19 protein-coding genes and 1 tRNA gene are annotated in these 20,237 nt (G+C 71.1%); 15 read left to right on the top strand and 5 right to left on the bottom strand.

All coding sequences use genetic code 11. The features are described 5' to 3' along the window. The first annotated feature begins 37 nt into the window (after positions 1–37). Together DEU34_RS04775 and pth are read left to right on the top strand one after the other, a co-directional pair. Entirely contained in the window at positions 38–670 is a 633-nt protein-coding gene (locus DEU34_RS04775; protein WP_121149037.1) for a 50S ribosomal protein L25/general stress protein Ctc, read from the top strand. A gap of 126 nt (positions 671–796) precedes the next feature. After that, positions 797–1,381, top strand: coding sequence for an aminoacyl-tRNA hydrolase (gene pth, locus DEU34_RS04780; protein WP_121149038.1), 585 nt, complete (start codon positions 797–799; stop codon positions 1,379–1,381). A gap of 75 nt (positions 1,382–1,456) precedes the next feature. On the opposite strand, the gene DEU34_RS04785 is transcribed toward pth, so the two are convergent. After that, the gene (locus DEU34_RS04785) at positions 1,457–2,017 is read right to left on the bottom strand and encodes a hypothetical protein (protein ID WP_121149039.1); all 561 of its coding nucleotides are present in this window, start codon (positions 2,015–2,017) and stop codon (positions 1,457–1,459) included. A 199-nt stretch (positions 2,018–2,216) separates the two neighbouring features. Here DEU34_RS04785 and mfd point away from each other — a divergent pair, with 199 nt between their 5' ends. Continuing rightward, entirely contained in the window at positions 2,217–5,825 is a 3,609-nt protein-coding gene (gene mfd, locus DEU34_RS04790; protein ID WP_183042362.1) for a transcription-repair coupling factor, read from the top strand. Between the two features lie 97 nt (positions 5,826–5,922). Here the strand turns inward: mfd and DEU34_RS04795 are convergent, their stop codons facing one another. Beyond that, positions 5,923–8,592, bottom strand: a complete 2,670-nt coding sequence (locus tag DEU34_RS04795; protein ID WP_121149041.1) for a phosphoenolpyruvate carboxylase — start codon at positions 8,590–8,592, stop codon at positions 5,923–5,925. A 137-nt stretch (positions 8,593–8,729) separates the two neighbouring features. Here DEU34_RS04795 and DEU34_RS04800 point away from each other — a divergent pair, with 137 nt between their 5' ends. The 12 genes from DEU34_RS04800 to DEU34_RS04855 all read left to right on the top strand — a co-directional run bounded on the left by DEU34_RS04800 (position 8,730) and on the right by DEU34_RS04855 (position 18,604). Continuing rightward, positions 8,730–9,368 carry a MazG family protein gene (locus tag DEU34_RS04800; protein ID WP_121149042.1) on the top strand — a complete coding sequence of 213 codons (639 nt, stop codon included), beginning with the start codon at positions 8,730–8,732 and terminating at the stop codon, positions 9,366–9,368. A 139-nt stretch (positions 9,369–9,507) separates the two neighbouring features. Further along, positions 9,508–10,764: a histidine--tRNA ligase gene (hisS, locus tag DEU34_RS04805; protein ID WP_220659934.1), complete on the top strand. Its 1,257-nt coding sequence runs from the start codon at positions 9,508–9,510 to the stop codon at positions 10,762–10,764. Between the two features lie 48 nt (positions 10,765–10,812). Beyond that, positions 10,813–11,061: a hypothetical protein gene (locus DEU34_RS04810; RefSeq protein ID WP_121149044.1), complete on the top strand. Its 249-nt coding sequence runs from the start codon at positions 10,813–10,815 to the stop codon at positions 11,059–11,061. Further along, on the top strand, positions 11,058–11,624 hold the full coding sequence (locus DEU34_RS04815) for a hypothetical protein (protein WP_121149045.1): 567 nt from the start codon (positions 11,058–11,060) through the stop codon (positions 11,622–11,624). Before DEU34_RS04810 ends, DEU34_RS04815 begins: the two co-directional genes overlap by 4 nt. Before the next feature lie 55 nt (positions 11,625–11,679). Next, positions 11,680–12,471, top strand: coding sequence for an SGNH/GDSL hydrolase family protein (locus DEU34_RS04820; protein ID WP_121149046.1), 792 nt, complete (start codon positions 11,680–11,682; stop codon positions 12,469–12,471). A gap of 96 nt (positions 12,472–12,567) precedes the next feature. Further along, positions 12,568–13,248, top strand: a complete 681-nt coding sequence (locus DEU34_RS04825) for an O-methyltransferase (protein ID WP_121149047.1) — start codon at positions 12,568–12,570, stop codon at positions 13,246–13,248. Between the two features lie 96 nt (positions 13,249–13,344). Continuing rightward, positions 13,345–14,625, top strand: a complete 1,281-nt coding sequence (gene eno / locus DEU34_RS04830) for a phosphopyruvate hydratase (RefSeq protein ID WP_116646149.1) — start codon at positions 13,345–13,347, stop codon at positions 14,623–14,625. A gap of 34 nt (positions 14,626–14,659) precedes the next feature. Then, positions 14,660–15,139 carry a septum formation initiator family protein gene (locus DEU34_RS04835; protein WP_121149048.1) on the top strand — a complete coding sequence of 160 codons (480 nt, stop codon included), beginning with the start codon at positions 14,660–14,662 and terminating at the stop codon, positions 15,137–15,139. 57 nt (positions 15,140–15,196) lie between these two features. Then, a complete protein-coding gene (locus tag DEU34_RS04840) occupies positions 15,197–15,715 on the top strand; it encodes a DUF501 domain-containing protein (RefSeq protein WP_121149727.1) in 519 nt (172 codons plus the stop codon). Next, a complete protein-coding gene (locus DEU34_RS04845; RefSeq protein ID WP_121149728.1) occupies positions 15,712–17,004 on the top strand; it encodes a S8 family serine peptidase in 1,293 nt (430 codons plus the stop codon). Before DEU34_RS04840 ends, DEU34_RS04845 begins: the two co-directional genes overlap by 4 nt. Positions 17,005–17,017: 13 nt before the next feature. Further along, positions 17,018–18,427 (top strand): NAD(P)/FAD-dependent oxidoreductase, encoded by a 1,410-nt coding sequence (locus DEU34_RS04850; protein ID WP_121149049.1) that lies wholly within the window; start codon positions 17,018–17,020, stop codon positions 18,425–18,427. Positions 18,428–18,531: 104 nt separating this feature from the next. Next, a tRNA-Leu gene (locus DEU34_RS04855) sits at positions 18,532–18,604 on the top strand. 23 nt (positions 18,605–18,627) lie between these two features. On the opposite strand, the gene DEU34_RS04860 is transcribed toward DEU34_RS04855, so the two are convergent. The 3 genes from DEU34_RS04860 to DEU34_RS04870 are packed head-to-tail and all read right to left on the bottom strand — an operon-like array spanning position 18,628 to position 20,230. Next, positions 18,628–18,921: a DUF6510 family protein gene (locus DEU34_RS04860; protein WP_121149050.1), complete on the bottom strand. Its 294-nt coding sequence runs from the start codon at positions 18,919–18,921 to the stop codon at positions 18,628–18,630. 2 nt (positions 18,922–18,923) lie between these two features. After that, positions 18,924–19,640, bottom strand: a complete 717-nt coding sequence (locus DEU34_RS04865; protein WP_121149051.1) for a ferredoxin reductase — start codon at positions 19,638–19,640, stop codon at positions 18,924–18,926. Next, a complete protein-coding gene (locus DEU34_RS04870; RefSeq protein WP_121149052.1) occupies positions 19,637–20,230 on the bottom strand; it encodes a molybdopterin-dependent oxidoreductase in 594 nt (197 codons plus the stop codon). Before DEU34_RS04870 ends, DEU34_RS04865 begins: the two co-directional genes overlap by 4 nt. Positions 20,231–20,237 lie beyond the last annotated feature (7 nt).

The raw sequence follows: 20,237 nt of genomic DNA on the forward strand, positions 1-20,237 counted from the left end.
GTGAACTACGGGCCGCACGCCCTCGAGGAGAACAACCATGTCGGAAGACAACAAGGTCAGCGCCGAGCTGCGCGAGAACTTCGGCAAGGGCTTCGCCCGTCGCCTGCGCGCCGAGGGCAAGATCCCCGCCGTCATCTACGGTCACGGCACCGACCCGAAGCACGTCTCGCTGCCCGGCCACCAGGTCTCGCTGCTCATCCGCCGCGCCAACGCGCTGCTCGAGCTCGACATCGCCGGCACGCCCGAGCTCGCCCTGGTCAAGGACGTGCAGAAGGACCCCGTGCGTCAGATCATCGAGCACATCGACCTGCTCGTGGTGAAGAAGGGCGAGAAGGTCTCGGTCGACGTGCCGATCAACGTCGTCGGCGAGCCCGCCCCCGGAACCATCGCCAACCTCGAGGGCAACACCGTGTCGCTCGAGGTCGAGGCCACCCACATCCCGCAGAACCTCGAGGTCAGCGTCGAGGGCCTCGAGGACGGCACGCACATCACCGCGGCCGACCTGCAGCTTCCCCGCGGCGCCGTCCTCGCCGGCGACCCCGAGGCGCTCATCATCGCCGTCTCCGTCCCGGCCGCGACCCTCGCCGCCGAGGACGAGATCGCCGAGATCGACGCCGCCGTCTCGGCTGCACAGGCCCTCGAGTCGGCCGACGAAGAAGCATCCGAGTAAGAGCGATCCTCGCCCGCCACGGTCGCCGACTCCGTCGAGCGGCCCAGGCGGATGGGAGAGACGAGGGGGCGCCCGGTGCGCCCCCTCGTTTCGTTTCCGGGTATCGGTTCGGTGGAGGATGAGGGCATGGCAGAGACGTGGCTGGTGGTCGGACTCGGCAACCCCGGGCCCCGGTACGAGACGACCCGGCACAACATCGGGCAGCTCGTCGTCGATGAGCTCGCGGCCCGGCGCCGCGAGACGTTCCGCGCGCATAAGTCGCACGCGCGGGTCGTGGAGACATGGTTGCGTCCCGGTGGAGCGAAGCTCGTGCTCGCCAAGCCCGACAGCTTCATGAACGTCTCCGGCGGGCCCGTCTCGTCGCTGGCGAAGTTCTACGGCGTCGAGCCGGGGCGCGTCGTCATCGTGCACGACGAGCTCGACATCCCGTTCGACACGATCAAGCTGAAGACCGGCGGAGGTCACGGCGGGCACAACGGCGTCCGCGACGTCGCGAAGGCGCTCGACACCCCCGAGTTCCCGCGCGTGCGCGTGGGCATCGGCCGACCGCCGGGGCGGCAGGATGCGGCGGATTGGGTGCTCGATCCGTTCGGTGCGACCGAGCGCAAGACCCTGCCGATCCTCGTGGGCGATGCCGCCGACGCGGTGGAGCAGCTGGTCGCCGAGGGGCTCGTCGCGGCTCAGCAGCGCTTCCACGCCCCGCGCGCCTGAGCCCGGCGCCTCGCACCCGCTCATGACGAAGGCCCCGCCTCCGGGAGGAGACGGGGCCTTCTCGGCGCGTGGGTGTCAGGCGCTGATGTAGGGGGCGGCGCCCGCGGCGAAGCCGACGCCCCAGATGATGGAGACGATCACGCCGCCGAGGACGGCGACGATGATCGCGGCGATGCCCCAGCCGCGGCCGCGCTTCTTCACGACGGCGACGATGCCCTGGACGAAGCCCCAGAGCGCGAGCACACCGAACACGGCGAACCCGGCGAAGGTCAGCAGGCCACCGGAGGCGGCGATCTGCTGGGCGGCGGGAGGCAGATCGTTCGCATCGACGGTGCCCGAGGTGCCCGTGTACTCGATCAGGGTGCCCAGGCTCTGCCCGCCGAGGTACGCCACGATCGATCCGATGACCACGGCGGCGAGGGCGACGACGAACGCGATGAGGCCGAGCTTGTTCGACCCCTTCGGCTTCTCCGTCGGGTAGTCGGACGGCGCCGCCGGATAGTTGGAAGGCGCTGCCGGGTAGGAACCGGGAGCGGAGTACTGGGGAGCGGGCGGCGGCGCGGAATCGCCCGGTGTCGGGGGCTGGTACGCGGGCTGCGAACCCTGCGGCTCGGGGGCGGGCGGGACGTTGCTCATGGCTACTCCTGGCTGTCGGCGAGCGAGATACAGCCGAGAATCGGCTGTGAACCCCACAGTCTAGAGTTCGTCGCGACGACGGGCCAGAACCTCCGCATCCCTCGCGTCACACTCGGTCTCATGCAACAATCCGCCCCGGCAGGCCCGGCCGGGCACGACGACGAAGCCCGATGGGGGTGGGGGCGCGTATGCTTCTCCGGTGACAGTTCCCGGGATCGTGCGCGCCCTTGAGCAGGATGAATCGTTCCGGGAGGCGATGGCCGCCGCGGTGGTCGACGCCGACCTCTCGCTGGTGGAGGGGCTGCAGGCCCCGGCCCTCGCCGGGCTCCTCGAGCGGCGACGCTCGGCCGGGAAGCCCGCGGCACTGCTCGTCGTCGCTCCCACCGGCCGCCGTGCCGACTCGCTGGGCCCCGCCCTGGAGGCCCTCGTCCCGGGCGCGCAGGTGCTGCACTTCCCCGCGTGGGAGACGCTGCCCCATGAGCGGTTGAGCCCGAGCCCCGAGACCGTCGGCCGACGCCTCGATGCGCTGCGACGCATCGCCTCGTGGGACGGCGAGACCCCCCTCATCGTCACCGCATCCATTCGCAGCGCCCTGCAGCCGCTCGCGTCCGGACTCGCCGACGTCGCGCCGATCGATCTCACCGTGGGCGGGCGCGACTACGACCTCGAGTCGGTCACGCGCCAGCTCGTCGAGCGCGCCTACCTCCGCGTCGACATGGTGTCGCGCCGCGGCGAGTTCGCCGTGCGCGGCGGCATCCTCGACGTCTTCCCGCCCATCGCCGACCACCCGCTGCGGGTCGAGTTCTTCGGCGACGAGGTCGACCAGATCCGCGCGTTCTCGGTGGCCGACCAGCGGTCGCTCCCCGGGGAGGTCACCTCGGTCTCGCTCGTTCCGAGCCGCGAGCTGCTGCTGACCGCCGAGGTGCGGGCGCGGGCCGCCGAGCTGCGCGACGAGCTGCCCGCCCTCCGGTCGATCCTGGAGAAGATGGCCGAAGGCATCCCCGTGGAGGGGATGGAGTCGCTCACGCCCGCGCTGCTCGACCGCGTCGTGCCCCTCGTCGAGTACCTGCCGATGGGTGCGGCCGTCGCCCTGGTCGACCCCGAGCGCTCGTTCGCGCGCGCCACCACCCTCGCCGACACGAACCGCGAGTTCCTCGATGCCGCGTGGTCGGCCGCGACCGCCGGTGCGGAGACGCCGATCAGCCTGGGGGCGGGCGACTTCCTTTCCCTCGGCACCCTGCGCGATGCGGCTCGCGAGCGCGAGGGCGTCTGGTGGTCCCTGTCGTCGTTCGACTCGGGGGCCTCCGACGCGACGACCGACTTCGAGGGCACGGAGTACGACGGTCTCGCCGCCGACGGCTCGGTGCGCGTGCGCGGCCAGGCCGTGCCCTCCTTCCAGGGCAACATCGACGGCGCGACCGAGCACGTCGGGCAGCTCCTGACAGATGGCTGGCGTGTGGTCGTCGTGGCCTCCGGGCCCGGTCTCGTCGACCGCGCCCGGGACGTGCTGGCCGAGCGCGGCATCGCCGCCCGACGTGACGAGGCCCTCATCCAGGAGCCCGCCCCGGGGGTGGCGCTCCTCGTCTGCGCCGAGCTCGAGCGCGGTTTCGAGATGCCGGGGTCGCGGTTCGCGGTGCTCACCGAGGCGGAGTTCTACGGCCGCGCCGTGGCCAACGACTCGCGCACGGTCAAGAAGCTCGCCTCCAAGCGACGCAACGTCGTCGACCCGCTGCAGCTGAAGACCGGCGACTTCGTGGTGCACTCCACGCACGGCATCGGCAAGTTCGTCGAGCTGCAGCAGCGCGAGGTCTCCAGCGGCGGTCGGAATGCGGTCAAGAGCATCCGCGACTACCTCGTGCTCGAGTACGCACCGTCCAAGCGCGGCTACCCGGGCGACAAGCTCTACGTGCCCACCGACCAGCTCGACCTCCTCTCCCGCTACGTCGGGGGAGAGGCGCCCACCCTGTCGAAGATGGGCGGCAGCGATTGGGCCCAGGCGAAGGGACGCGCGCGCAAGGCGGTGCGCGACATCGCCGTGGAGCTGGTGAAGCTCTATTCGGCGCGCATGGCCGCGAAAGGCCACGCCTTCGGACCCGACACCCCGTGGCAGCGCGAGCTCGAAGAGGCGTTCCCGTTCGCCGAGACCCCCGATCAGCTGCAGACGATCGACGAGATCAAGGCCGACATGGAGAAGCCGATCCCGATGGACCGCCTGCTCTCGGGCGACGTGGGCTTCGGCAAGACCGAGGTCGCCGTCCGCGCGGCCTTCAAGGCGATCCAGGACGGCAAGCAGGTCGCGATGCTCGTGCCGACGACCCTGCTGGTCAAGCAGCACACCGAGACCTTCACCGAGCGGTTCGCCGGGTTCCCGGTGAAGGTGCGCGCGCTCTCGCGCTTCCAGACCGACAAAGAGGCCCGCGAGGTGCTCGCGGGCATCACCGACGGCACGATCGACATGGTCATCGGCACGCACCGCATCCTCACCGAGAAGGTGCAGTTCAAAGACCTCGGGCTGATGATCATCGACGAGGAGCAGCGCTTCGGCGTCGAGCACAAGGACGCGCTGAAGAAGATGAAGACGAACGTCGACATCCTCGCCATGAGCGCGACGCCGATCCCTCGCACGCTCGAGATGGCGGTCACCGGCATCCGCGAGATGTCGACGCTGCAGACCCCGCCCGAAGACCGGCATCCGATCCTGTCGTACGTCGGCGCCCGCAACCCGAAGCAGATCGCCGCCGCCATCCGCCGTGAGCTCCTCCGCGAGGGGCAGGTGTTCTACGTCCACAACCGGGTGCAGTCGATCAACAAGGTCGCGGCGGAGCTGGCCGAGCTCGTTCCCGAGGCGCGGATCGCCGTCGCCCACGGCCAGATGGGCGAGCACGCCCTCGAGCAGGTCGTCGACGACTTCTGGGAGCGCCGGGCCGACGTGCTCGTCTCCACGACGATCATCGAGACCGGTCTCGACATCGCCAACGCGAACACGATCATCATCGACCGCGCCGACAAGTACGGACTGTCGCAGCTGCACCAGCTGCGCGGCCGCGTCGGGCGCGCCCGCGAGCGCGCCTACGCCTACTTCCTCTACGACGACCAGAAGCCGCTGTCCGAGACCGCCGCCGACCGTCTCGAGACGATCGCGGTCAACAACGACCTCGGCAGCGGCATGCAGGTGGCCCTCAAGGACCTCGAGCTCCGCGGTGCCGGAAACCTTCTCGGTGGCGAGCAGGCAGGACACATCGCGGGTGTCGGGTTCGACCTGTACCTGCGCATGGTCGGCGAGGCCGTCGCGACCTTCCGCGGTGACGACACCGAGGGGCCGGCCGAGCTGCGGCTCGAGCTCCCCGTCGACGCGCGCCTCCCCGAGTCGTACATCGACAGCGAGCGCCTGCGGCTCGAGGCCTACCAGAAGCTCTCGGCCGCAGCATCCGCCACCGCGAAGGACGACGCGATCGACCTCGTCATCGATGAGATGCGCGACCGCTACGGCGAGCCCCCGGCCGAGGTCGACGGACTGATCGCGGTCGCGCGTCTGCGCCGCCGTGCAGCACGCGCCGGGCTCGAAGACGTCGTCGCGATGGGGCCGAACCTGCGCGTGGCCCCCGCCCGGCTACCCGACTCGATGCGTGTGCGCCTGCAGCGCCTCTACCCGAAGGCGAAGCTCGTCTCCGGCGGCGACGCGATGGTCGTGCCGCTGCCGACTGACACGCACGACGCCGCGCTCATCGCCTGGGTCGCCCAGCTGCTCGACGCGCTCTTCCCCGAGCCCGTCGCCGCACCCGCAGAGCCGCAACCGGCCTCCGCCTGAGCCCCGGTCACGCCGAAAGTGCCCGTTTCCGCCAAGAGTGCGCGGATAATCGGGCACGATCGGCGGAAACGGGCACCCTCGAGCGGATGCTGCGCGCTCAGCCGGTGTTCTGGAGTCCGGCCGCCACGCCGCTGACCGACAGCAGCAGCAGGCGCTCCTGCTCGGGATCGCTGGGCGTCGCCTCGTCGCCGGAGCGGAGCGAGCGCAGCGCCCGCAGCTGCAGGAGTGAGAGGGCGTCGACGTAGGGGCTGCGCATCTTCACCGCGCGCTGGAGCACCGGCTTGTTGTCGAGCAGCTCCGAGCCGGCGGTGACGCGGATCACCCACGAACGCGTCAGCAGCATCTCGCCCATGACGAGGTCGGCGAGGTCGTCGCGGTCGCCGAGGTCGAGGTACCGGCGGGCGATCCGCGCGTCGGCCTTCGCGAGGCTCATAGCCACGTTGTCGACCAGGGTGCGGAACAGCGGCCAGTCGGCGTACGCCTGACGAAGTCGGTGCTCGTCGCCGACGGCCTCGAGGGCGGTGCCGAGTCCGAACCAGCCGGCGAGGTTGATGCGGGCCTGCGTCCACGCGAACACCCACGGGATCGCCCGCAGGTCTTCGAGCGACTCGACCGACAGGCCTCGGCGCGCGGGGCGGGAGCCGAGAGCGAGGTTGCCGAGCTCCTCCATCGGCGTGACGGTCGCGAACCACGGGGCGAAGCCGGGGGCCTTGACCAGTTCGAAGAAGCGGGCGCGCGACGCCTCGTCCATCGCGGCGGCGACATCGGCGTAGCGCTCGGCGGCGTCGCGGTTGCGGTCCTCGTTCGAGGGTGCGGAGGCCATGAGCACGGCGGCGGCCACCTGATCGATGTGTCGCATCGCGATAGCGGGGTCGCCGTAGCGGGCGAAGATGACCTCGCCCTGCTCGGTGAGCTTGAAGCGCCCGTCGACGGAGTGCGGCGGCTGGGCGAGGATCGCCGAGTTCGCGGGCCCGCCGCCGCGGCCGAGCGCTCCGCCGCGACCGTGGAACAGCGTCAGCTCGATGCGGCTCTCATCGGCCCAGGCGGCGATCTTCGCCTGCGCCTCGTACAGCGCGAGGTTCGCGGCGACCGGGCCGACGTCCTTCGACGAGTCGGAGTAGCCGAGCATGACCTCCAGGCGGCGGTCGGTCGCGTCCAGTCGCGCCACGAACTCGGGGTGATGCACGACCTCGGCGAGGATGGCCGGCGCGGCCTGCAGATCGGCGAAGGTCTCGAACAGCGGGATGACGTCGAGGACGGGGAGGGTGGCGCCCTCGCCCATCGCGTGACGGGCCAGCGCGTGCACGTTCGCGAGGTCTTCGGCCGACTGCGTGAACGACACGATGTAGCGCCCCGCGGCTCGCGGGCCGAAGCGCTCCTGCACGAACGCGATCGCGCGGAAGACCTCGAGCACCTCCTCGGTCTGCTCGCTGCGCGCGCCGCCCGCCTCGAGCTCGGCGAGCACGGCGCGGTGCACGGCGGAGTGCTGACGCACCTCGAGCTCGGCGAGGTGGAAGCCGTAGGTCTCCACCTGCCAGATCATGTGCTGCAACTGGCCGTATGCCTGGCGCGGTGCGCCGGCTGCCACGAGCGACTCCTGCACGGTGCGGAGGTCGGCGAGGAGGTGCTCGGGGTCGCGATAGGCCAGGTCGGCGTCACGGGTGCGCGTCGCGGCGATCTTGCGGGCGACGACGAGCAGGATGCGGCGGTGCGGCTCATTGGGCGAACGCTTGGCGATCTCGGTGGCGGCGTCTTCGTCGGCGGCGCGCAGACGCCGCCACAGTGCCAGCAGCGCGTCGCTCGGCGGGGTCGTGGTCGCGTCGAGCGTCAGACCGCGGCCGATGCGCTGCGCCGTGCGCTCGAGACCGAGCAGCACGTGCTCGCTGGCGATCCCCGCCGCCTTACGCGTGACCTTCGCGGTAACGAACGGGTTGCCATCGCGGTCGCCGCCGACCCACGATCCCACGCGCACGAAGGGGCGCACGATCGGCGGGCGGGATCCCGCATCCGCCCCCTGGATCGCCTCATCGATGCGCCGGTAGACATCGGGCACGGCCGTGTAGAGGGTCTCGTCGAAGATCGCCATGACGGCGCGCACCTCGTCGGTGGGCGACGGCTTCTCGGCGCGCAGCGGCGCGGTGCGCCACAGGGTGTCGATCTCTTCGATCATCTTCGGTTCGATGCGGGCCGAGTCGGCGCCGTCGCGGATCGCCGCGTCGCGCTCGTCGATGAACTCCGCGAGACGGCGGATGCTGCTCGACACCGCGCGGCGGCGGGCTTCGGTCGGGTGCGCGGTGAAGACCGGGTGGAACCGCAGTGATTGCAGGCGGGTCAGCGCCGCCTCCTCGCCGACCTCGGACGACAGCTGCGCGTACGCGCCGGCGATGGAATCGGTGGCGGAGCGCCCCGGGCGTCCGTCGCGCTCGCGGAGCGCGCGCACGCGCTGGTGCTCCTCCGCGAGGTTCACGAGGTGGAAGTAGGCCGTGAAGGCGCGGGCGACCTCGTCGGCGCGCTCGACGGTGAAGCCGTCGGCGATGGCCGCCGCACGCGCGAACGCCTCGGGGGTCTCGTCGGTGTAGGCGTGGATCGTCGCCGTGCGGAGGCGTTCGACGTCTTCGTACAGACCGGGGGAGCCGCTCTCGCGCAGAACGCGCCCGAGCAGCGATCCGAGCAGTCGCACGTCGGAACGCATCTGCTCGGGCAGCTCCTCGGCGGCTTCGAAGCGGCCGACCAGGTCGATGGCCTCCGTGTGGGTCAATTCGCGCATCCCTCCACGCTAGCGCCGCCGGATGACGGTGAAGTGACACGGCCCGTCTCGACGGGTGGGTCCGGTGCGGTCGTGATGACCGCGATACTCGTCTCGTGGCGCGCACGCCCGCAGCATCCTTCTCCCCGGGAGTCCTCATGAGCACCGTCGATCCGCTCCGCGAAGCCGCTGAGACCATGCGCGCCGTGCGCGACCGCTGCGTCTGGTCGCAGCAGATCGATCACCGCGCGCTCGTGCCCTACCTGGTCGAGGAGAGCGCCGAGGTGATCGACGCGGTCGAGGCGGGCAGTCGCGACGACCTGCGCGAAGAGCTGGGAGACCTGCTGTGGCAGGTGCTCTTCCACGCCGAGATCGCCTCCCGCGACGAGACCGACCCGTTCGACATCGACGACGTCGCACGGGTGCTGACCGAGAAGATGGTGCGCCGTCACCCGCACGTGTTCGCCGGCGAGGTCGCGACGACGCCCGAGGAGGTGCTCGTGCACTGGAACGCGGCGAAGGCTGCGGAGAAGCGCACGCGCACGAGCGTGCTCGACGGCGTGTCCGAGCACATGCCGTCGCTCGCACTCGCGCAGAAGATGCTCGGCCGCGCCGCCCAGGTCGGCGTCGAGGCGGCGCCGACCGCGGCGCCGGCGCGGACGGAGGCCGAGCTCGGCGACGCGCTGCTCGCCCTCGTCGCCGACGCGCGCGGCAACGGCTGGGACGCCGAGCGCGCGCTCCGCGAGCGTCTGCGGATGCTGCAGGCCGACGTCCGCGCGGCCGAGGGGCCCGCGTAACGCGCTGAGAGTCCACAACACCCGGACGCGCTTCGCGCTGCCTCCGGGTGTTGTGGACTCTCAGCGATCGGGCGCGGCGGGACGCCCCGCGGCGACCTGGAAGAATGGCGCGGTGGCAACCGTGAACCCGCCGCGCGGCATGCGCGACTTCCTCCCCGCCGAGAAGGCCCGTCGCGAGCGCGTGCTCGCCGTCATCCGTGACCGCTACCGCGCGCACGGCTTCGACGAGATCGAGACTCCCGTCATGGAGGAGTACTCGCGCCTGCACGCGGGCATCGGCGGCGACAACGAGAAGCTCGCCTTCAACGTCCTGGCCCGCGGACTCGACGCCGACGCCATCCGTGCCGCCGCCGACGACCCCGCGGCCCTCACCGACCTCGGACTCCGCTACGACCTCACCGTGCCGCTCGCGCGCTTCTACGCCAGTCACCGCGGCGAACTGCCCGGCGTGTTCCGCGCGATCCAGATCGCCCCCGTCTGGCGCGCCGAGCGGCCGCAGAAGGGGCGCTACCGCCAGTTCGTGCAGTGCGACATCGACATCATCGGAGACGCGACCGCGCGCGCCGAGGCCGAACTCATCGCCGCCACGCTCGACACCCTCGATGCGCTCGGGCTCGAGGGAGGCGTCGTGCGGGTGAACGACCGCCGGGTGCTCGAATGGATGCTGTCGAGCTTCGGCTTCGTCGAAGACGAACGCCCCCGCGTACTCATCACGATCGACAAGCTCGACAAGATCGGGCCCGACGGCGTCGTGCGCGAGCTCGCCGAGCGCGGTGCCGCCGCCGCGGCGGTCGAGGCGTTCGGCGAGTTCCTCCGCCGTACCTCGGATGCCGACGCGCCGTTCGGCGAGCAGCAGATCCGCGGGGCGCTCCCCGACGGTGTCCCCGACGAGATCGTCGCGCACCTGACGGGGATCGGCGACGCCGTCGCCGCCGCGCGGCCGGGGGAGTCCCGCATCCCGGTCGTGTTCGATCCGTTCCTCGTGCGCGGCATGGGCTACTACACCGGCACGATCTTCGAGCTCGCCCACCCGAGCGTCGGCTACTCGCTCGGGGGCGGCGGTCGCTACGACGGCATGATCGGGAGGTTCCTCGGTCAGGACGTGCCGGCCGTCGGCTTCTCGATCGGCTTCGAGCGCATCGTCGATCTGCTCGAGGGCGACGCGGATGCTGCGGGGCGCGCGATCGTGCTCGTGCACGACCGCGACGTCACGGTCGCCGAGCTGGTCGCGGTGAAGGCGTCTCTCGTCGCGGAGGGTGCACGCGTCCGCCTCGAGCAGCGCCCGAAGAACCTCAAGCCGCTCCTCGAACGCGCCGCCGCCGATGGCTACACCGCTTTCGCCTTCGTCGCCGCAGGGGCCGACCCGTCCGACCTCGAGGTGAAGCCGCTCGCGTGATGTCAACAAAAAGTTGACGCTCCCCGGTGTCAACGTTAGATTGACATCATGACCTCCTCGACCGTTCGAAGCCGCAATGCTTTCCTGACCGCTTTCTCCGCATCGCTGGTCGTCGTCGGAGCGCTGCTCCTGCTGGCCGGCACCGTGCTGGACTGGAGCGGGTTCTGGGGCGGCGCCGGACTGGGTGCCGGCGTGGCTCTCGCCGTGGTCGGCGCGTACCTGTGGGGTTATGCGAACGGGCTGCGGCGCGTGCGGTCGGCCGCCGTCTGGATCCCCAGCTCGGGCGAGGGCGAGTGACCGACCTCTCGGAGGTCGTGGCGCGTGCCGTCGTCGCCGCCGCCGACATCGACGCCCGCGAGGAATTGGGCGTGAACGATCACCTCGCCCTCATCGCCGCGAGCGCGCGCGCCGAGGGCGAGATCCGCGCGCTGCTGCAGCGATCCGTCGCGGCCGCGCGGGCGGGAGGGGCGAGCTGGGCTCTCATCGGCAGCGAGCTCGGCATGTCCCGGCAGGCGGCCCAGCAGCGGTTCGGAGCGCTCGAGAAGCCGTCCGCCGTCGACGAGGACGAGCGGTGGATCAGCCCCGTGACGGCCTTCGACGAGATGGCCGAGCTCGAGCTCGCCGGACGAGCGGGGTGGCACACCGTCGAGGCCGGCATGCTCTCGCACCGCGTGGTGCGCACCGACACGCAGTGGGAGCACCGCCGCATCCTCTGGCGCGCGTCGGTCGCGTCCGAGACCGAGGCCGGGTGGCAGATCGGGTGCCGGGCCTTCCCGTGGATCTATCTGGTGCGAGACACCGGTATCCCGGTGGGCGACGGGCACCCCGCGATCGAGCAGGGCGCGTCCGGCGGGCGGTAGCCGCCGGATACGCGGACGTCAGACGCCGTTCATCCGCCGGGTGTCGAATCGACGCATGGGTCGTTCCACTCGCCTGGCCGTCACCGTGACGTCGTCCGTCGCCGGGGTGGGGGTGACGGCGGTCGTGGTCCGCGAGGTCCTGCGCCGGCAGGCCGCCGTCGCGCGCCGGCGGATCGGCAAGCCTCTGGGCGAGCTCGCGCCCGACTCCGACCGTGTGTGGCGCCGCTCGCTCGAGGGGGCACCCCTCGAGCTCCTTCTGCTCGGCGACTCGATCGCCGCCGGTCTCGGAGCCGAGCGGCGCAAAGACACCCTCGGTGCGCGCCTCGCGAAGGACGTCGCCCGCCGCACGCATCGGCCCGTGCGGCTGAGGACGGCGGCGGTGGTCGGCTCCGAGTCGTCCGCCTTGGCGGGGCAGCTCGACGCGCTGCCCCCCGACTACGTCGCCGATCTGGCTGTCATCGTCGTCGGCGGCAACGACGTCACCCATCGCGTGCCGGTCTCGGTGGCGACCGGGCACCTCATCGAGGCGATCGGTCGGTTGCGCGAACGCGGCTCGGCGGTGGTCGTCGCGACCTGCCCCGACCTCCGGTCGTTGCGCGCCGTGCCCCAGCCGTTGCGGAGCCTGGCCTCCCGGCTCTCGCGGCAGCTGGCGAACGAGCAGGCGGAGGCCGCGACCGCCGCGGGTGCCGAGGTGTTCTCCCTCCGCCGGACGGTCGGGCCCATGTTCCTGTCCGAGCCCGACGAGATGTTCAGCCTCGACCGCTTCCACCCCAGCGCCCTGGGCTACCGGCGCACGGCAGAGGCGCTCCTCCCCGTCGCGCTGCACGCGCTGACGCGCCACGCCTGACCCCGCAGCATCCGCCCGCCCTCGTCGGGCCGCGAGCGGGCGGTCTCGCGGGGGAGCGCCTTGACCGGGCGCGCGACGTGACGCGAGGCTGACGGCATGAGCGAGCTCACCCCCGACGCGTACCGCGCCGTCGACGCCTATCTGTCCGAGACCCTCGTCGGCCACGACCCCGCTCTCGAGGCGGCGGTCGCCGACCAGGATGCTGCGGGGCTGCCCTCGATCGAAGTGGCACCGGTCAACGGCAAGCTGCTCCATCTGCTCGTCCGGATGAGCGGTGCGCGCCGGGTGCTCGAGATCGGCACGCTCGGTGCGTACTCGACGATCTGGCTGGCGCGAGGCCTGCCCGCCGACGGCCGCGTCGTCACGATCGAGGCCGAGCCGGCGAACGCCGCCGTCGCCCGCGCGAACCTCGAGCGGGCGGGGGAGAGCGGTCGGGTCGAGGTGATCGAGGGGCGGGCGGCCGACGTGCTCCCCACCCTCGCCGGCGACGCACCGTTCGATCTCGTCTTCATCGACGCCGACAAGGAGTCGAACACGATCTACCTCGACTGGGCGGCCAGGCTCGGGCGTCCCGGAACCGTCGTGGTCGTCGACAACATCGGTCGCAGCGGAGACGTCGCCGACGCCGACACCACCGACCCGCGGATCGTCGGCACCCGCGCGGGGCTGGCGATGCTCGGGGGCGATCCGCGGTTCGACGCCACCGCGCTGCAGACCCTCGACCGCAAGGGCTGGGACGGCGTGGCCATCGCGCTCGTGACGGACGCCGCATCGTGACCCGCCCCGTGGAGAGCCGTTCGCATCACTAGACTCGACGAGGACCGACGACGCTCCGCACCACCTCACACCCCGAGATCACACAGGGAGTCCTCCGTGGCACTTATCGAGGCTGTCAACGCGCGCGAGATTCTGGATTCGCGCGGAAACCCGACCGTCGAGGTGGAGGTGTTGCTCGACGACGGCATCGTCCAGCGCGCGGCCGTTCCGTCCGGCGCATCCACCGGCGCCTTCGAGGCGTACGAACTCCGCGACGGAGACAAGAGCCGCTACGGCGGCAAGGGCGTTCTCAAGGCCGTCGCCGCGGTCGTCGACGAGCTCGGCCCCGCCCTCGAGGGCGTCGAGGCCAGCGAGCAGCGCATCGTCGACGAGATCCTCATCGAGACCGACGGCACCGAGAACAAGTCGCGCTGCGGCGCGAACGCCATCCTCGGCGTCAGCCTCGCCGTGGCCAAGGCCGCCGCCGACAGCGCCGACCTCCCGCTGTTCCGCTACCTGGGCGGACCCAACGCGCACGTCCTCCCCGTGCCGTTGTTCAACGTCATCAACGGCGGTTCGCACGCCGACAACGGCATCGACTTCCAGGAGTACTTCCTCGCTCCGATCGGCGCGGAGTCGTTCTCCGAGTCGCTGCGCTGGGGCACCGAGGTCTATCACGTGCTCAAGGGGCAGCTCAAGGCCGCCGGCTTCGCCACCGGCCTCGGCGACGAGGGCGGCTTCGCCCCCGACCTGCCCAGCAACCGCGAGGGGCTCGACTTCCTCATGGGCGCGATCGAGAAGGCCGGCTTCACGCCGGGCACCGACATCGCCGTGGGCCTCGACGTGGCCGCGACCGAGTTCTTCGCCGACGGCGTCTACACGGTCGAGGGCAAGTCGTGGTCGGCCGAGCAGCTGACCGACTACTTCGCCGATCTCGCCGCGAACTACCCGATCGTCACGATCGAAGACGCGCTGGCCGAGGATGACTGGGACGCGTGGAAGCTGCTCACCGACAAGCTCGGCACCCAGGTGCAGCTCGTCGGAGACGACCTGTTCGTCACGAACCCCGAGCGCCTGCAGCGCGGCATCGACCTGGGCGTCGCGAACGCGCTCCTGGTCAAGGTCAACCAGATCGGCACGCTCTCCGAGACGCTCGACGCGATCTCGCTGGCGACGCAGAACGGCTACCGCTCGATGCTCTCGCACCGCTCGGGTGAGACCGAGGACACCACCATCGCCGACCTCGCTGTCGCGGTGAACGCGGGTCAGATCAAGACCGGCGCGCCCGCCCGTAGCGAGCGCGTCGCGAAATACAATCAGCTTCTGCGCATCGAGGAGGAGCTGGGCGACGCCGGCGTCTTCGCCGGCCGCGGCGCCTTCCCGCGCTTCAAGGGCTGACACGCAGTACGACGCACGACGAGAGGGAGGAACCATGAGCGATCGGGTTCCTCCCTCTCGCACGTCCGGCCAGGGCGACCCTCGCGTCGACGTGCGCGCGTGGCTCGGCGGCATCCGCTTCTCCGGGTTCATGGTGATCATGCTCGGACTGGTGGTGCTCGCCGTGTTCACCCTCGTGCCGACGGTCGGCACCTACGTCGACCAGCGCCAGCAGATCGCGGGACTCCAGGATGCTGTCTCGCTGAGCCGGTCCGAGGTCGACGACCTCGAAGCGCAGCGTGAGCGATGGACGGATCCCGCCTACATCACGACGCAGGCCCGTGAGCGCCTCTACTACGTCAAGCCCGGCGAGGTCGTGTATCTCGTCGATGACGACCTGCCCCCGTCGGCCCTCCCGCAGGACGAAGCGCCGGTGAGCGAGGATGTCGAGCAGACACGCACCGACTGGATGGCACAGCTCGTGCGATCGGTCACGACGGCGGGCCTCGCGCAGACCGCGGTTCCCGCCCCCTGACATCGGCGACCGCCGCCGATCCGCGTGGGGGGCGCGCCGCACGGTACCCTGGGGGCGATGAGTACGCCGCCCTACCCGCCGGTCACCGACGCAGAGCTCGCCGTGCTCCGCGAGCAGCTCGGGCGCCCCGCGCGCGGCGTGGTCGGCATCGCCGCCCGTTGCGTCTGCGGCAACCCGACCGTCGTCGCGACCCTTCCGCGTCTGGACGACGGATCACCGTTCCCGACGTTCTACTACCTCACCCATCCGGCCGCCACGGCAGCGATGTCGACGCTCGAGGCCGACCACGTGATGCGCGAGTTCACCGACGAGCTCGCCGAGGACGACCTCGAGCGCGACGCGTACCTCCGCGCCCACGAGGCCTATCTGCGCGACCGCGCCCGGTACGGCGAGCCCGAGGAGATCGCCGGTGTGTCGGCCGGTGGCATGCCGACGCGGGTCAAGTGCCTCCACGCCCTGGCGGGCCACGCGCTCGCCGCCGGCCCGGGGGTGAATCCCGTCGGCGACCGCGCACTCGAACGCTCCACGTGGTCGCCCGAGCAGTGCGTCTGCGTCAGTCCGGGAGCGGCGGCATGAGGCGGTTCGCCGCGGCCGTCCTCGCGGTGGTCGTGGCGGGCACGCTGGTCGGGGCGGCGACCCCGCCTCCTCCCGTGGTCGACGACCCCGCCGACGGCGTGAGAGCGGCGGAGTACTGGCTCGATCAGTACGGCATCCGCGAGGCGTGGAACACCACCCGCGGCGCCGGCTCGCGGATCGCCATCATCGACACGGGTATCGCATCGGGGCCGGTGGAGTTCGCCGGCGCCGTGGCCGGAGGAACCGACGTGTCGGGTGTGGGTACGCCCGACGGACGCACCCCGGTGGGCGGCACCGACCGCGCGCACGGCAGCTGGGTCGCATCGCTCGCGGGCGCGCGGGGGACCGGTGACGGGCGGGGGATGATCGGCGTCGCCCCCGAGGCCGAGCTGCTGTCGGTCTCCGTCGGGTTCGGCGGCACCTCGTCGGTGTCGTTCATCCAGCAGATCGCCGACGCCATCCACTGGTCGGTCGACAACGGTGCCAACGTGATCAACCTCTCCTTCACCACGAACACCCTCGACTGGGACGAGACCTGGGACGAAGCGTTCCAGTACGCGTTCGACAACGACGTCGTCGTGATCGTCGCGGCGGGGAACCGCGGCAGCGGAACCAACCGCGTCGGCGCACCCGCCACGATCCCCGGAGTGCTGACCGTCGGCGGTGTCGATCCGTCGGGCGTTGCGAGTCAAGAAGCATCCACGCAAGGCATCACCATCGGGGTCTCGGCTCCCAGTGAGCGCCTCCTCGGCGTTTCGCCGAACGGTCAGCTCGTCTGGTGGGACGGCACGAGCGGGGCGGCCCCGCTCGTCGCCGGGATCGCCGCCCTCATCCGCTCGGCGCACCCCGAGCTCGACGCCGACAACGTGATCAACCGGTTGATCAAGACCGCCAGCCCCGTGCCCGGGATCTCCGCCCTGCCCGACCCTCTCTACGGCTACGGTCTCGTGAACGCCTCCGCCGCGGTCACCGCGCAGGTGGCGAGCGTCGACGAGAGCCCGCTCGGGCTGACGCTGGAGGAGTGGATCCGCCTCTACCGCCGCGCCGCCGCCGCGCCTGCGCCCGAGGTCACGCCGACCCCCGTGGAGGTGCCCCCGCTTCCCGATGCGGAGGAGCGCACCGCGGAGGCTTCGCCGTTCGTCCCGAGCGGCGACACCCTGCTCTACGGGACGGTGCCGCTCGTGGCGGGCACGCTCGCGGCTATAATGATCTCGCTCGGCTTCACCGCTGCTGTCCGGCGCATCAGATCGGCGCGCGCATCTCGCGGGCCAAGCCGCACCATCATCTAGGAGTTCTTCCACCGTGACCCACACCGTTCCCAGGATCCTCATCGTCGGTGGCGGATACGCGGGGTTCTACACCGCGTGGCACTTCGAGAAGCGGTCCCGCCGCGGCGAAGCGGATGTCACGATCGTCGACCCGCTTCCGTACATGACCTACCAGCCGTTCCTCCCCGAGGTCGCGGCCGGCGCCATCGAACCCCGCCACGCCGTCGTCGCCCTGCGTCGCCACCTGAAGCGCACGACGGTCGTCACGGCGAAGGTCACCAAGATCGACCACGCGAACAAGGTCGCCACGATCACGCCCGCCGAGGGCGAGCCGTGGCAGCAGGAGTACGACCAGATCGTCGTCACCGCCGGAGCCGTCTCGCGCACCTTCCCGATCCCGGGCATCGCCGACAACGCGATCGGACTCAAGACCATCGAAGAGGCCGTCGCCGTGCGCGACCGCCTCATGTCGAACTTCGACCGCGCATCGGTGCTCCCCGCGGGTCCTGAGCGCGAGCGCCTGCTCACGGTCGTGGTGGTCGGCGGCGGCTTCGCCGGCATCGAGGTCTTCGCCGAGCTGCGCTCGCTGGCCTCCGCGCTGCTCAAGGACTACCCGCAGCTGTCGTTCGACGAGACCCACTTCCACCTCATCGAGGCGATGGGGCGCATCATGCCTGAGGTGTCGCTGAAGACGAGCGAGTGGGTGCTGAAAGACCTTGCCAAGCGCGGGGCGTTCGTGCACCTCGACACGCAGCTGCAGAGCGCGGTCGACGGCATCGTGCAGCTCTCGACGGGCGAGACGATCCCGACCGACCTCATCGTCTGGACCGCCGGCGTCATGGCCAACCCGACCGTCGTGCGCGGCGGCGACCTGCCCGTCGAGGAGCGCGGTCGCATCCGCACCCGCCCCGACCTGCGCGTCGGCACCGACGACGAGATCGTCGAGGGCGCCTGGGCCGCCGGTGACGTCTCGGCCGTCCCCGACCTCTCCGGCGGCGGTGTCGGCGGCTTCTGCGTGCCGAACGCGCAGCACGCCGTCCGTCAGGGCAAGCTCCTCGCGAAGAACGTGCTCGCGGTCGTCCGCGGCGAAGAGCCGAAGAACTACTTCCACAAGAACCTGGGAGCCGTCGCCGGCCTCGGTCTTTACAACGGTGTCTTCCAGTCGGGCAACATCGCGCTCAAGGGCCTCGTCGCGTGGTTCGCCCACCGCGGTTACCACGGTCTGGCCATGCCCTCGTGGGAGCGCAAGATCCGCGTGGTCTGGGGATGGATCAACAACTTCTTCCTCGGTCGCGACATCGTCAGCCTCGAGGCCGTCCAGACCCCCCGCGCCGTGTTCGAGGAGTTCGCCGCTCGTCCGAAGCCCCCGCAGCCCGCGGCCGTCGAGGAGTCGAAGCCGGCAGCCGAGAAGGCCGAGCCCGAGAAGGTCGCCGCCGCCGGCTGATCCGCCCGCGTCGTCGAACGAGCCGGTGCACCCCGCGGGGTGCCCGGCTCGTTCTGTACCGGCACTACGGTGGTGGTGTCGGCGACGCGCAGGTGCCGGCACCGGCCCCCGTAGCCCAATGGCAGAGGCAGGCGACTTAAAATCGCTTCAGTCTGGGTTCGAGTCCCAGCGGGGGCACCGGGTAGCTGCGGGGTCTGAGGTCACCCGGCCGCGCCGGGGAACACCATCTCGAACGTCCCGATGCGCAGCGTGACGCCCTCGGGTCGCCGCAGCAGCGTGAGCATCGTGTGGGTGCACGACCGGCATCGCACGATCGCGCCGGCCTCGTCGAGTTCGACGAGCGCTTCGGCGAGCACGCTCTGATCGCCGCACGTTCCGCACGTCAGCTGCAGCAGCGTCGCGTCCGACTGAAGGGCATCGGACAGCAGGCCCGCGACCGCATTTCCGTCGACGATCACGCTCTCGACCGTGTCGCCCGGTTTCACCTTGACCATCGCTATCCTCCGAACCGCTCGGTGCGCACGCGCGCGGGGTCGTGGCCGAGGGCGACCAGCGCCGTCGCGACCGTCTCGACGAAGCCGGTGGGGCCGCACACGAACACCGCCGGCGACTGCGCGGGCGACCACGCAGCATCCCGCAACAGGTCGCGACTCACGCGACCTGCCGGCCGCGCCCACCCGACCGGTGCTTCGCGCGTGTAGGCCCACGTGACGTCGACACCGCCGCCGAGCGCCTCGATCTCGTCGCGGTACATGGCATCGTCGGGGCGCCGCACCGAGTACAGCAGGCGGAACGGCGCTGCGGAGTCGGACGCGGCGCGTGCGCGCGCCATGGCGATCAGCGGAACGATCCCCGACCCGCCGGCGATGAGCTGCACGGGGGAGGGGTCGTCGTCGTGCCAGACGAAGTACGCCCCGAGCGGACCTTTCACCTCGACGGCGTCGCCGGGTCGGGCGTCGAGCACGAGGTAGGGCGACACCTCGCCGTCCGGAACCTCGTCGACTCCCAGCTCGACCTGCTCACCGGGGCCGAAGGAGGCGATCGAATACGACCGGACGGCCTGGTAGCCGTCTTCGGCCGTCAGGCGAAGATCGAGGTGCTGCCCGGGGAGGTTGCCCGTCCACCCCGGCACGTCCAGACGCAGCACACGCGCGCTCGGAGTCGAGGGCTCGATCGCGGCGAGAGTGGCCGGCAGCCAGCCGCCGACGCTCACCAATAGCGTTCCTCGGTCCAGGGATCGCCGTGCAGGTTGTACCCGTTCTGCTCCCAGAAGCCCGGATCGTCGTGCTTCTGCATGGTCAGTCCGCGCACCCATTTCGCGCTCTTCCAGAAGTACAGGTGCGGCACGAGCAACCGTGCGGGCCCTCCGTGCTCGGGGTCGAGCGGTTCACCGCCGAACTCGAACGCCACCCACGCCTTGCCGCCGAGCAGGTCGGCCATCGCGATGTTCGTGGTGTATCCGCCGTACGAGTGCGCCATCGCGTAGGCGAAGTCGGTGTCGACGCCGGCGAAGAGGGTGTCGAGCGAGACGCCTCGCCAGGAGGTGCCGAGCTTGGACCACCGGGTCACGCAGTGGATGTCGGTGGCGACCTCCTCGATCGGCAGATCGTGCAGCTGGTCCCACGACCAGGTGGTCGTCGTGTTCTTCTCGGTCTGGATGCTGAAGCTCCAGTCCGCGGTGTCGATCCGCGGGGTCGGCCCGGCGGAGAGCACGGGGAAGTCCTCGGTCAGATACTGGCCGGGAGGGAGCTTCGGGTCGGACTCGCGCCTGCGAGCCCCGAAGCCTCGGGAGAAAACGGCCATGAGGGTC

This window comes from Microbacterium sp. AG1240, assembly GCF_003635115.1.
GTDB lineage: Bacteria > Actinomycetota > Actinomycetes > Actinomycetales > Microbacteriaceae > Microbacterium.